The sequence below is a fragment of the Terasakiella sp. genome, from assembly GCF_048267425.1.
Classification (GTDB): domain Bacteria; phylum Pseudomonadota; class Alphaproteobacteria; order Rhodospirillales; family Terasakiellaceae; genus Terasakiella.
Genome location: NZ_JBLWXN010000009.1, coordinates 1 through 13,489, shown reverse-complemented (window position 1 = coordinate 13,489; position 13,489 = coordinate 1). Strand labels below are relative to the sequence as shown.

Sequence of the window (13,489 nt, the reverse complement as noted above, 5' to 3'; positions counted from 1 at the left end):
GACATGGAAGCTTCAATTGTACTTGTCCTTTTCGGATCGTTCCTGACGCTTTTGCTAATCGGTGCGCCGATTACAGTTGCCCTGGGAACCTCCGCCCTTATTTCATTCCTCTACATCGACGAAAACCCGATTAAATTCGTTCAAATCGCCTTTACATCCGTTAGTTCCTTCCCCTTGATGGCTCTGCCTTCCTTTATTTTGGCGGGCGCCTTGATGGAAGCTGCCGGTATTTCCAAACGCCTTGTCACATTGGCGGAAAGTTTTGCCGGACCTTTTACCGGTGGGATGTCTGCAGCCACCGTACTGGCCTGTATGTTCTTTGGCGCGATTTCCGGCTCCGGCCCCGCCACCACTGCAGCGGTCGGTATGTTAATGATCCCTGCAATGGTCAAGCGCGGCTATGAAAAAGGTTTTGCCTCTGCCATTACGGCCTCGTCCGGTGGATTGGGTGTGGTTATCCCCCCGTCTATCCCTATGGTTATTTTCGGTATTTCCGCATTGGGTATGCGCCCACCGGCAGATGCCATTGAAAAATTCGGCCAATTCCAATCAGTTTCCATACCGAAAATGTTCATTGCGGGCTTTGTACCGGGATTGGTAATTTCCATCAGTTTGCTAATTATGAACTATTTCCTCTGTCGTCATTATGGCTACAAAGGAACCGCAAGCGGCTGGTCCCTTAGTAAAATCACCACAGCTTTCAAAGATGGGTTTTGGTCGATGATGGCGCCCCTTGTGATCCTTGGCGGAATTTACACAGGCTTTTTCACACCGACAGAGGCCGCAATTGTTGCCATTTTCTACACCTTATTTGTTGGTGTGTTTATCCACCGCGAACTGCGCATTCAGGATTTATTTAATGGATTGGAAGCAACAACCTGGCTGACAGGGCGTGTTTTGTTGATCCTGTTTACCGCAACTGTTTTTGGCAGATTACTGGTTGAAAACCAAATCCCGGCGATTATTGCGCAAGCCCTTCTGAGTGCAACAGACAATATATATATTATCTGGTTTGTCCTCATTGGTTTCCTTCTGTTTGTCGGTATGTTTATGGAAACCTTGGCGACGATCTTGATCCTGACCCCCGTTCTTTTACCGATTGCCTATAGTCTGGGAATTGATCCCATTCACTTCGGTATTGTGATGGTCAGCTGTCTTGCCATTGGTTTTCAAACGCCACCCTTGGGGGAAAACCTGTTTGTTGCCTCCGGCATTTCCAACATCACGATTGAAGAGATCAGCCTGCGGGCCTTGCCGTTTGCATTCACCTCAATCATTGCCGTGTTCATCATTGCCTTCTTCCCTGACCTGACACTGTGGCTACCAAGAGTCCTTGGATATTAGCCTCTGACCCTCTCCCCGCTGTCCCTCCTCAAGGCGGGGAGAGGTGCCCATCTTTATAGAAAGGATTCCTATAATGGATTGTACTGTAAGTAAAATTCTCTACTGTACGGATCTTTCCCAAAATGCCGTATATGCCTTTAAACATGCAAGCTATCTGGCCAAGATGACCAACGCAGAGATCCATATCCTGCATGTTGTCGTCGAACTGCCCAGTGATGCAAAAGTCGCTATCCAGTCCTATATGATGAGCTCCAAAGGCCGTCATGATTTGCTGGAGGCACGCGAAGAAACTGCACGTGCCCATTTAGATAAATGCCATGATGATTTTTTCAACGACCTTCCCGAAGAAGATCAGGCTGTGCGCAAACAAATCAAATCCATTAACGTCATTGAGGCTTACCCGGCAGAGCAAATTCTAAAGAGCTCCGTCAAGCTCGGATGCGACCTGATTGTAATGGGGGCCCATGAAAAAGGGCTGACACATACGTTTCTCGGCAGTGTCGCCAAAAGTGTCCTGCGACGATCCCGCATTCCCACGCTGATTGTTCCCTTACCTTAAGTGCCATAAAAAGGTCGGTTAAACCCGGCCTTTCCTTTGTTTGTTTTTAACCTTTTTTCAAACCATGTTGGGAAAGGAACAGGTTATGTCGTCTCAAAATCCGCCCCAAAGAACTTTCCGTTTTGGTATTGGGGCGAAACTTCTGCTTTCGTTCAGCGGTCTTGCCGCCCTTAGCATTATCACGGCCGGTGTTTCGTGGAAAAGCCTCAGCGACGTCAACGAAAGCCAGTTTCAAGTCTTGGAACATGACATTCCAACCATAAAGTCCGCACTTGAACTGTCGCGCGATAGCGTTGATTTAACAGGCGCTGCCCCCTTACTGTTTTCTTCCGGCACCATCCAGCAAGGTGAACAGGTCTACGCCAAATTACAAACGGCACATCAGTCCCTTTCCCGCAAGATCCTTCTTCTTGAAAGTCAACTTCCTGATACGGCTGAAATCAACGCGCTGAAAGACAGTCATACCCGTATCTGGAACAATCTGGAAGAGATCAACCGCCTTCTGAGTGTTCGCCTTTCTATGCGCAATGAACGTCAAAAAAACGCAGACCTTATTTTAGATAGTCGCACGGCCTTACAAACACACATTAAACCGATCGCACAGCGGGCCAAATCAACCTTGCTGTTCACCAATCTCGGTTGGGCCGATATGTTTGACGAAGTTCAACAAGGCAGCTCGGATATCGATATAGACGGCGCGACACAAAAAAGCATGAGCGCCATGAACACGATGCAAGCCAGCCTGAATTTCAAGGCTGATGCAAACCTGTTGCTCAGTCATCTTTTAGAAGCAATGGAAAGCCAAACGCATGACGACATTTCAGAGATAAGAACCCGTTACCTGCAATCTTTATCTTCAGTTGCCAATCAATTGAACCAACTAAAAAAAGCCAAAGCCGATCTCACAAAACTGACTGAGCTATACGATATATTTGTTCAATTGGGTAAAGGCGAACACAACGTTCTGGATAATCGGCAAAAAGAACTGGAAACCAATCAACAGGCCCAAACATTGTTGGAAGAAAGTCGTGCAACCGCCCGTCAATTAAATAGCCACGTGGAAGAAGTTGTCACATTGGTCAATGCCAAACTGGACCAAAGTAAAGCCGCGAACAAGACATTGGCAGAACGCACCAACTATCTGTTGATCGGTCTTGCCCTGCTGTCCATCTGCATTACCGTTTTGGTCAGCTGGTTATATATCGGGCGCAACATCGTACATCGCTTGTATCTGCTCGCCCATGCCATGCGCGATATTTCCAGCGGCAACTTGGAAACCCGCATTCACCGTGATGGCAACGACGAACTGTCTGAAATGGGGAAAGCTTTGCGCATTTTACGTGAAACAGCCAAAGACGCCCGCGCCGCAGATCAACGTATGGCAGATGAACGCACAGCCGCCGCCCGCCATAAACGCGAAGGCGAATTACAACTGGCTGATGATTTCGATAATTCTGTCGGTGGATTTATGCAGCAACTGTCCCAAGTCAGTCAGGTGGTCAATCAACATTCCAAAAACATGCATACCATCGCGGATCAGGTCCTAAAAGAAAGTCATCATGTATCCGGCCTTGCCGATCAGGTCAGTGGATATATGAACGGTGCGGCCTCCGCCACCGAAGAACTCAGCAGTTCCATTCAGGAAATCAGCCGACAAGTGGCCCAATCTACACAAATTTCAGGCGCCGCCGTTCTGGAAGCCCAGAACATGCATGATGTCATGCAATCCCTCTATCACGGATCGCAAAAAATTGGTGATGTCATCAACCTGATCAACGATATTGCCGATCAAACCAATCTCTTGGCCCTCAACGCCACCATTGAAGCTGCACGTGCAGGGGAAGCCGGAAAAGGATTTGCCGTTGTTGCATCCGAGGTCAAAAACCTTGCCACACAAACAACATTGGCAACACAGGATATCGCTGGCCTGATTGCCGCCATTCAAGGCGAAGTCAACACAGCCGTGCAGGCCAATGCCGGGATCACACAGACCATTCGCCAAATTGATGAAATTTCCACCAGTATTTCCAGCGCAGTGGAACAACAAGGCGCCGCCACCCGCGAAATCAGCCACACCGTTCAGGATGCCGCCCAAGGCAGTCAGCAAATTTCATCAAGTATTGAAAGTGTGGCTCATATCTCCAGCCAATCCGGGACGGCGGCCACCACGTTAGTAAATGTTGCAGGTGAGTTGGGCGGCACGTCATCGGACCTTACGTGCGAGGTCGAAGATTTTCTTAAAAAGATAAGACAATAATTTTACACACAGGAGAATAATATAAATGGAAACGTACTGGCTTAAAATTCATCTCGCCTTTTTGGCACTCAGTCTCTTCCTTTTCTTTGGACGTTCCGTGCTAAGTTTCACCCGTCCGTCCCTCACCAATCACAAAATCATCCTGTTGCTGACCTTAGTCAGTATGGTGATGGTTGTTGTCAGTGCTGTCTTTCTCGCACAAGCAACAACATTGCCCGGCAACTGGATCACCGAAAAAGTCATTGGACTGATCCTTTATATCGGTTTGGGGTTAATCGCCTTGAAACCCACGACATCCCCCCTGCCCCGTGTGATATTCTGTAGCTTGAGCATCGCAGCTTTTCTGGCAACCTTCGTCATTGCCAAATCCCATACCCCGTTTATCCTTTAAATAAACAAAAGGCCTGCCCTCATCACAAGGAGCAGGCCTTCTTAAATACGATGCATATCTTATCAACTGTTCAGAAACACCTTGATGTTACGGATCGCTTGACGCAGACGTTGTGTATTTTCTACCAACCCGATGCGGACATGACTGTTTCCGTGTTCGCCAAACCCGACCCCCGGTGCAACGGCAACCTTGGCTTCGCGCAAGAGCTGTTTGGAAAATTCCAATGAACCAAGATGCGCAAATTTTTCAGGAATAGGCGCCCAAGCAAACATGCCGGCCTCAGGTGACGGGATATCCCAGCCAGCCGCCGCTAATCCATTGATCAAGACATCCCGGCGTTCTTTATAGGTTTGGCGAATTTCTTCCACACAATCTTGCGGACCGTTCAAAGCAGCGGTCGCCGCCACCTGAACCGGGGTAAATGCCCCATAATCGAGATAAGATTTTATTCGCGTCAACGCCCCAACCAGTTTTTTGTTACCCGCAGCAAACCCAATCCGCCAGCCGGGCATATTGTAGGTCTTGCTCATGGACGTAAATTCGATGGCGACATCTTTGGCGCCTTTGACCTGCAAAACAGACGGTGGCGGTGTCTCGTTGTAATAGATTTCAGAATAGGCAAGGTCAGATAAAATCCAGATGCCATGAAAACGGCAGAAATCGACGACCTGTTCATAAAATTCAAGGTTGGCCAGTTGCGCTGTCGGATTGTTCGGATAGTTTAAAATCAATGCGGTTGGCTTGGGTACGGAATGTTTGACCGCCCGTTCCAACGCCTCAAAAAACGTTTGATCCGGTATGATGGGAATATTGCGCACCGACGCACCGGACATAATAAAACCAAAAGGATGGATCGGATAACTGGGGTTTGGCACCAGCATCACATCACCGGGGGCAGAAATGGCGCTTGCCAGATTTGCCAATCCTTCCTTGGACCCCAGGGTCACAATATTTTCGCTGTCCGGGTCAATCTCCACCCCAAAACGACGCATGTAATAATGGGCATGAGCTTTACGCAGTCCCGGAATCCCGCGCGAATTGGAATAACGATGGGTACGCGGGTCAGCAACCGTTTCAATCAGTTTATCCACGATATGCTGAGGGGGCGGGCGATCCGGATTTCCCATCGCCAGATCAATAATATCTTCCCCGGCTGCACGCGCCGGAATTTTAAGCGCATCGACTTCGGCAAAGACATAAGGGGGGAGACGTCTGACGTTGTGAAATTCCTGATCCATTTTATTTTTCCTTAACTATAAAGGCCCCCACCGGGCAATTTGTCCGATGGGTTCTCACTTTCCTGTTTATTTGACGACGGTAGTTTATCTGTCGGGATTTGTTCTTTCTTTTGTTTTAAAGAATTATCCGTCGCAGGTTTTTCCGTTTCTTTTTTGTCATCACTCATGTTGCTTTCTCCCGTTTAGAGGACATAAAGGATACCCAACAGTACCCAAATGGCGATAAAGGCTGTTTGCGCGATCATCAGGGCAACCGGACCGAAGCCGACCTCGACCAAAGATTTCATGGATGTTTTAATGCCCAGCGCTGAAATCGCTGTCACCAGACACCAGCCGGACGCTGTAATCAAAGGTTCCTGAACCGACGTCGGCACATACCCCATCGTATTAAAGAAAACGAGGATACAAAACCCGATAACAAAGAATGGAACGGGTAATTTACCGCTGTCGACTTCCACGTCATCTTGCTTTGACGCCCAGATTTTAAAACCAACACCCAAAACAAAAACCACCGGTACCAACAAGGCAACACGAAACAGCTTGGTGATTGTCGAGATATCCCCCGTCGCATCGGACAGGCCATACCCGGCCCCGACAACCTGCGCAACATCATGGATGGTGCCCCCTAAAAACAGGCCAGCCTGTTCTGGTGTTAAATCCAGTGCCGTGCAGATAATCGGATAGGCAATCATGGCAATGGTGGACAGGGTCGTGACCGTTAAAACGGCAAAAATGGTATTACGTTCCTGACGATCCGATTTCGGCATGATGGATGAAATCGCCAAAGCCGCAGAAGCCCCGCAAATACCAACGGCACCGCCACTTAAAATTCCGAAACGAACGGTCCGCCCCATCAATTTATTCATAAGCGCCCCAAAGATAATCGTCAGAAAGACACCGCCGGCCACCCACAGGATAGGGGCGAGCCCCAATCCAACGACTTGGTCCACCGTAATGCGTAATCCCAACAAGGCGACACCTGTGCGCAGAACAATTTTCGCACCCGATTCAATACCGGGTTTACAGGCCGCATCTTCCATCAAAAAATGCAGCGCCATCCCCAGTAATAAGGCAAATAACATTTGCGGTGCGCCGTAATGTTCGGACAAAAATTTCGCAGCCGCCGCGACAATCAGACAAATCGCCAAGCCCGGAAACAAACGGGTGACTTTGCTTAAGAAATTCATTTCAGCTTTCAGGGTCGTTTCAGTCATTGTTTTTCTCTTTTTATCGCGAGGGTATTAAACTTCTTCTTTGTTTTGCGCCTGTGCCTGCACGACGGTCACGGCAATCATGCGATAAACCGCGTCACTGTCACAACCGCGCGACAAATCATTCGCTGGCTTAGCAAGCCCTTGTAAAATAGGGCCAATCGCTTTGGCTTTTCCGATACGCTCAGCCATTTTGTAGCCAATATTCCCCGCCTCAAGGTCCGGGAAGATTAAAACATTGGCATGTCCGGCAACGTCGGAACCCGGTGCTTTGCTTTCGCTCACACTCGGTACAATCGAGGCATCAAGCTGCAAATCCCCATCCACATGCAGATCAGGGCGTAATGCCTTGATACGATCTGCAGCATGGTTCACCTTGTCTACATGCGGATGGGTTGCACTTCCTTTCGTTGAGAAAGAAAGCATGGCAATGCGAGGCTCAAGTGCCAGCAGAGTCGATGCACTATCTGCCGCCGCAATGCCGATTTGCGTGAGTTCCTCTTCACTGGGGGTCACAACAAGACCACAGTCGGCGAAGACCAAGGCCCCCTTCATATCGTGAAAAGGCTCACACAACATCATGATGAAGAAACTGGAAATCATGGAATAACGCGGATCCACACCAATGATTTGGATGGCAGAACGCACCACGTCCGCCGTCGTCAGTTGCGCACCAGCAACCGAACCGTCCGCAAACCCCAGACGCACCATTAAGTTGGCAAAATTTTGCGGTTTTTGGATTTCCAAACGGGCTTTTTCTTCATTCATCCCTTTATGTTTGCGCAAAGAAACCAGTTCCTGCACAAAAAGTTCTTCGTATTTGGAAGCCTGCGGGTCTGTAATCTGAACCCGGCCATCCTCTAAAATATCTTCGGAGATCTGCGAAAGAATATTTTCTTTACGACCTAACAAGGTCACATAGGCCAAACCACCGTGAACAGCACGTAATGCACCTTCGATTACACGCGGGTCTTCCCCTTCCGCCAGAACGATATGTTTTGGGTTGTTTTTGGCTCTGGCCACCAGATCATCAAACGGTTTCATTTTCGGCTTCCCTGTTTTCTTTATGTCTTGCCTAAATCAAACCAGCCAAAGGACTGGACGGATCGGCATATTTCTTTTTGGGCATACGTCCCGCCAAATAAGCATCACGCCCGGCAAGGACCGCATGTTTCATGGCGTTGGCCATACGTACAGGATTTTGGGCTTCGGCAATGGCTGTATTCATAATCACGGCATCACAGCCCAGTTCCATTGCTTGTGCCGCATCGGACGCGGTACCGATACCGGCATCCACAATTACCGGCACATTGGCATTTTCTTTGATAATGCGCAGGTTCACCGGGTTCAAAATCCCCAGTCCCGAACCAATAGGGGCCGCCAGCGGCATGATGGCACGGGCGCCTTCTTCTTCCAGTGCTTTGCAGAAATTAGGATCGTCCGAACAATAGACCATCACATCAAACCCTTCCTTGATCAGTACTTTCAGGGTTTCAAGTGTTTCCGGCATACGGGGGTAAAGCGTCTTGGGATCGCCCAATATTTCCAGCTTCACCAAATCCCAACCACCAATTTCGCGCGCCAGACGCAGGGTCCGCAGCGCATCATCAGCCGTAAAACACCCTGCCGTGTTGGGCATAAACGTGTATTTGTTGGGATCAAGATAATCCATTAACAACGGCTCATCGGGTTGCGTCAAATTCACGCGACGCACGGCAACCGTAATAATTTCACATTCAGAAGCTTCGACCGCTTCTGCATTCAATTTATAAGTTTCGTATTTTCCGGTTCCGGTGATTAAACGGCTTTTAAAACGCCGTCCAGCAACGACAAAGTCTTCATCCGGTATCGTTTCTGATATGGTTGACGTTTCCGTATGATCGCCCCCGCCAATAATACGCACGACTTCCAACTTATCGCCATCGCATAGAGTCAGAGTGTCATATTGGGATTTCGGCACAATTTCCAAATTCCGTTCAACGGCAACCCGGCCAGCCTGATAACCGATATGATCTAGAATTCCAGTAACATTCAAGGGGGCCTCAAATGAGGTTTCCTGCCCGTTAATAGTGATTTTCATATCTTTTTCCTCTGCTGTTGAAAAAGGACCCTTGCGGTTTCGATCCAATGGATCAATGTCGAAAGAAACCGCAAGGGGAGGCGAACCTCACGAGGTGGTAGGGAGACCAGCCGGGAGAATGTCCGACCCCGGCTGGCGGGCTTTGGGAGAAATGAACTCATTCCCCAAATCTGATGTTAGACAGCCCCTTTTTGCGGGCGCATGTCCGACTTGTTGACACCGGCAACCGCCACCGGCGCTTTCATGGCATCACGGCGGAACGGCTCCCCCAGTTCCTGATTGAGTAGAACTTCAATGAAGGTGGTTTCGCCTTTAGCCTGATCTTCGCAAGATTGCTTGATCGCAGCGGTTAATTCTTCCGGTGTGCTGACTTGAACACCTTTCAAACCGCAGCCTTCCGCCACTTTTGCGTAATTCATATTGCGGTTAAGCTCAGTTCCAACAAAGTTATTGTCGTACCATAAGGTCGTGTTGCGTTTTTCTGCACCCCATTGATAGTTACGGAAAATGACCATCGTAATGCCCGGCCATTCTTCACGACCACAAGACGACATCTCGTTCATGGAAATCCCAAACGCACCATCCCCGGCAAAACCGATAACGGGCGTATCCGGCTGACCGATTTTGGCCCCCAAAATAGCCGGAAAACCGTAACCACACGGACCAAACAGACCCGGTGCCAGATATTTACGACCCTTTTCAAAAGTCGGATAAGCGTTGCCAATCGCGCAGTTGTTGCCGATATCAGATGAAATGATCACCTCTTGCGGCATACCGGCCTGAATCGCACGCCATGCCTGACGCGGCGACATGAGACCTGAATCACGCTTGCGGGCTTCGGCGTTCCAAACAGTACCCGGATCATCTTCTTCATGGTCCAGACTGGACAATTCCTGCGCCCAGGCCGATTTGGTCTGGTGGAGCAGGGCAACACGGTCTTCACGTCCTGCATTCCCGGCTGTTTCTGATAATTGCGCCAAAATTTGTTCCGCAACCAGTTTCGCATCACCTTGAATGCCCACGGCAACTTTCTTGGTCAACCCGATCCGATCGGAATTGATGTCAACCTGAATGACTTTTGCATCTTTCGGCCAGTAATCAATGCCATAACCCGGCAGGGTGGAAAACGGGTTCAAGCGGGTGCCCAGTGCCAAAATCACATCAGCCTTGGCAATCAACTGCATGGCTGCCTTTGATCCGTTATAGCCCAACGGACCAACAGACAGACGGTGGCTGCCCGGAAAAGCATCGTTATGTTGATAGCCACAGCAAACCGGCGCATCCAATCGTTCCGCCAACATTTTAGACGCTTCAATCGCATCACCGATCACAACACCGGCGCCATTCAAGATCACCGGAAACTTCGCATCAGAGAGAAGTTTTGCGGCTTCACTGACCGCCTGAACACCACCGGCGGGACGTTCCAGACGAACGATTTGCGGCAGGTCCACATCAATAACCTGTGTCCAGAAATCACGCGGCACGTTGATTTGCGCCGGCGCTGATCCCCGAATTGCTTTTTCAATCACGCGGTTCAAAACTTCGGGGATACGGGAGGCATCACGCACTTCTTCTTGGTAACAAACGCAATCAGCAAACATACGCATTTGTTCCACTTCCTGAAAACCACCTTGGCCGATGGTCTTGTTCGCAGCTTGCGGGGTCACCAGCAACATGGGCGTATGGTTCCAATAGGCCGTTTTGATCGGGGTCACAAAACCTGTAATCCCCGGCCCATTTTGCGCAATTGCCATAGCCATTTTGCCGGTTACACGGGTGTACCCATCACAAATCAACCCGGCATTGGTTTCATGGGCACAATCCCAAAATGTAATGCCCGCTTCGGGGAACAGGTCTGAAATCGGCATCATGGCAGAACCGATAATCCCGAACCCATGTTCAATCCCATGCATTTGCAGAACTTTAATGAACGCTTCTTCTGTTGTCATTTTTACCATGACTCAATATTCCTCTCACTGTGTAGGGGGGTCGTTTATTCCAGACGCACGTCACCTGTGAACGCCTGATTTCGTTTAAATTTTCAATCGATTATCTATAGATAGTTGTCGCGCAGGCCATACCAGACATAGAGCATACGTTGACCGATCCGACGGAACGGTGCAAAAACCTCATAGGGCAGCGGACTGTTATATATCGGCAACTCTTTCGGGATCGGTTTCCCTGCGACAAGCTGTGCCATACGCCGCCCGGCATGAGCCGACGACATCACACCATTCCCGCCATATCCAAGCGCATAGAAAATCTGTTCCTGCGCATTGGGTTGGAAAATTCGCGGCATCATATCGTGACTGACATCCACCCAGCCCCACCAGGAATAATCAATATCAATTCCTTTTAAGGCCGGGAACTTGGCATCTTTTCCAGCAACTAACCTTTCAAAATGCTTGCGATTGCCCGCATCCGCCCCGGTAATGGCGCTCCGACTGCCAATTTGCAAACGTTGATCCGGCAACAGGCGATAATAATGACGCAAAGTCCGGGTATCGGTCATAATGATGTTCGACTTAAACCCGCATGCTTCAACTTCCGCATCACTTAACTTACGGGTCACCATATTATTGGACATGATCGGCATAAAACGGTTCTTTAGGGATTTATGCAGGGTTTGCGTTGTATAGCCCCCCGTTGCAATCGCAACAGCACGGGCACGTACAATCCCACCGGGCGTTCTTAAGTGATGAACCCCGTTAATAGTTTCCCATCCTTCAACCGGGCTGGAAGTGTGGATTTTCGCCCCCAAGGCACGGGCCTTGCGATGATACCCATAAGCGACCTTGACGGGTTGAACCCCAATCCCGGTTGGTTCCAGCATGGCCCCATGACCGTTGGCTTCTTTGACCCAATCGGAATGCAGTTCTGCCTTGCTGACCATGCGGGATTTATAGCCGAAAGTCTTGTTCATCAATTCGACCTCAGCCTCCAACGTCTTTAAGACCTTGGGACGATGGGCGACATAAAGATGACCGGCATTAACCGCATCACAATCAATATCTTTGATCAGCTCTTCGAAGGTTTCAAACCCTTCTTCAATGTCTTTATGTAACTTCAGCGCTGTTTCCAAGCCCCATTGTTTAATCCATTGGGACCGTTTCAAACGACCGGAATTATTCTGTGCCTGTCCACCGTTGCGGCTGGTACAGCCCCAACTGACTTGGTTGGCTTCCAGAACATGGGCCTTGATCCCGTGTTCCTGCGCCAAAAAGACCGCACAGGCCAGCCCCGTAAAACCGGACCCGATAATGGCAACATCCACATCCATGTCCTGCATCACCGGCCCGTCATCTTGTGGGGCATCACCGCCGTGTGCCACCCAGTACGTCGGCGCATAATCCTGATTGTGACCGGGTGTCCGCTGAACTAATGGATCAAAACGGGGATCGTATGCATCTAAAGCTTTTTTTATTGTCACATGCTTATTCATTAACGCCTCCCTATAAGGCAATTTGTATTGTATGACGTTTTAGTTATTTGCTGCCCAGCAAGGGACGGTCTTTACGAAACGCCCGCTTTGACGCAATTTTGCCATCCCGGAAAGTAAACAGATCAACCCCTTCGGCCTCAATGCGCGATCCATCATCCTTGGTCCCTTTGAAGACCCATTCGGAAATTCCGCGATCACCAAAGGCAAAATGTACGCAATCAGCCCATTCCACATCTTTAAAGGTGGCAAACACACCGCGAAAGGCGTCGCCAACGGCTTGTTGACCTGTAAAACGTGCCCCAAAGACTTCTGGTCCACCGGCGGCATCAAAGACCACATCATCTGTCATATGCATCATCACGCCATCGGCATCATGGCGGTTGAACGCATCGAATACGGCGCTCAATGTTTCGACGTTTGCTTGGTTTTCTTTTGTCATTACGTTTCCTTCCAAACTTTGTTTGGCACCAAAGGGTGCAATTCAACTTGTTCAGAGCCGCATCAGGGATAGATCTCATTCGCGCATTCTCGCTCTGTTGGGTTTTACGTTACGTGGAACTATCCCATCCCGGTAGCGCCAGTCCATTTCTACCAATAGGACCAGCCAAGCCAGTTTGACCGGACCGATAAGACCAGTTCCAATCCCCCCCTCACACGGATTATTTTTTATGTATGATGCCAACAGTTCGTTTGATTGGAGTGCAACATGAAAGACAATTCTCCCCTAAACATCACGACCGGCGCCTTGCCGGGTTCAGAGAAAGTATTTTTTGGTTCTGACACGATGGAGGACGTCACAGTCGCCATGCGTTGTATCCACCTTGAAGGTGGGGAACAGCCGGTTGTGACCTATGACACGTCCGGTCCCTATAGTGATCCGAACGCGACCATCGATATCAACGTGGGCCTGCCCAAATTGCGCCGCCAGTGGATATTGGATCGCGGCGATGTAGTTGAATATGAAGGC

The 13,489-nt window shown here is 49.5% G+C and carries 12 protein-coding genes and 2 pseudogenes; 5 read left to right on the top strand and 9 right to left on the bottom strand.

What is annotated here, in order from left to right; translation table 11 throughout:
- Positions 1-3 precede the first annotated feature (3 nt).
- The 4 genes from ACN0VA_RS13645 (at position 4) to ACN0VA_RS13630 (ending at position 4,551) form a co-directional block, all read left to right on the top strand.
- Positions 4-1,344, top strand: a complete 1,341-nt coding sequence (locus ACN0VA_RS13645) for a TRAP transporter large permease (protein WP_417821694.1) — start codon at positions 4-6, stop codon at positions 1,342-1,344.
- Between the two features lie 73 nt (positions 1,345-1,417).
- A complete protein-coding gene (locus ACN0VA_RS13640; protein ID WP_417821693.1) occupies positions 1,418-1,903 on the top strand; it encodes a universal stress protein in 486 nt (161 codons plus the stop codon).
- Positions 1,904-1,988: 85 nt separating this feature from the next.
- Positions 1,989-4,160, top strand: coding sequence for a methyl-accepting chemotaxis protein (locus tag ACN0VA_RS13635; RefSeq protein WP_417821692.1), 2,172 nt, complete (start codon positions 1,989-1,991; stop codon positions 4,158-4,160).
- 25 nt (positions 4,161-4,185) lie between these two features.
- Positions 4,186-4,551, top strand: a complete 366-nt coding sequence (locus ACN0VA_RS13630) for a SirB2 family protein (protein ID WP_417821691.1) — start codon at positions 4,186-4,188, stop codon at positions 4,549-4,551.
- A 62-nt stretch (positions 4,552-4,613) separates the two neighbouring features.
- On the opposite strand, the gene ACN0VA_RS13625 is transcribed toward ACN0VA_RS13630, so the two are convergent.
- From ACN0VA_RS13625 to ACN0VA_RS13585, 9 genes and pseudogenes are all read right to left on the bottom strand, one after another.
- On the bottom strand, positions 4,614-5,789 hold the full coding sequence (locus ACN0VA_RS13625) for an LL-diaminopimelate aminotransferase (protein ID WP_417821690.1): 1,176 nt from the start codon (positions 5,787-5,789) through the stop codon (positions 4,614-4,616).
- Positions 5,790-5,800: 11 nt separating this feature from the next.
- Complete coding sequence (locus ACN0VA_RS13620) at positions 5,801-5,956, bottom strand: hypothetical protein (protein ID WP_417821689.1); 156 nt, start codon at positions 5,954-5,956, stop codon at positions 5,801-5,803.
- 15 nt (positions 5,957-5,971) lie between these two features.
- On the bottom strand, positions 5,972-7,003 hold the full coding sequence (locus tag ACN0VA_RS13615; RefSeq protein WP_417821688.1) for a YeiH family protein: 1,032 nt from the start codon (positions 7,001-7,003) through the stop codon (positions 5,972-5,974).
- A 27-nt stretch (positions 7,004-7,030) separates the two neighbouring features.
- Positions 7,031-8,044, bottom strand: coding sequence for a phosphate acetyltransferase (pta, locus tag ACN0VA_RS13610; protein WP_417821687.1), 1,014 nt, complete (start codon positions 8,042-8,044; stop codon positions 7,031-7,033).
- A gap of 31 nt (positions 8,045-8,075) precedes the next feature.
- Entirely contained in the window at positions 8,076-8,861 is a 786-nt protein-coding gene (locus ACN0VA_RS13605; RefSeq protein WP_417821843.1) for a thiazole synthase, read from the bottom strand.
- A gap of 33 nt (positions 8,862-8,894) precedes the next feature.
- Positions 8,895-9,080, bottom strand: a pseudogene (thiS, locus tag ACN0VA_RS13600) (sulfur carrier protein ThiS); the annotation flags it as partial.
- A gap of 176 nt (positions 9,081-9,256) precedes the next feature.
- Positions 9,257-11,038, bottom strand: coding sequence for a sulfoacetaldehyde acetyltransferase (gene xsc / locus ACN0VA_RS13595; protein WP_417821686.1), 1,782 nt, complete (start codon positions 11,036-11,038; stop codon positions 9,257-9,259).
- Positions 11,039-11,133: 95 nt separating this feature from the next.
- Entirely contained in the window at positions 11,134-12,522 is a 1,389-nt protein-coding gene (locus ACN0VA_RS13590) for an NAD(P)/FAD-dependent oxidoreductase (protein WP_417821685.1), read from the bottom strand.
- Between the two features lie 43 nt (positions 12,523-12,565).
- Positions 12,566-12,961: a nuclear transport factor 2 family protein gene (locus ACN0VA_RS13585; protein WP_417821684.1), complete on the bottom strand. Its 396-nt coding sequence runs from the start codon at positions 12,959-12,961 to the stop codon at positions 12,566-12,568.
- Positions 12,962-13,228: 267 nt separating this feature from the next.
- On the opposite strand from ACN0VA_RS13585, the pseudogene ACN0VA_RS13580 reads away from it, so the two are divergent.
- Positions 13,229-13,489, top strand: a pseudogene (locus ACN0VA_RS13580) (phosphomethylpyrimidine synthase ThiC); the annotation flags it as partial.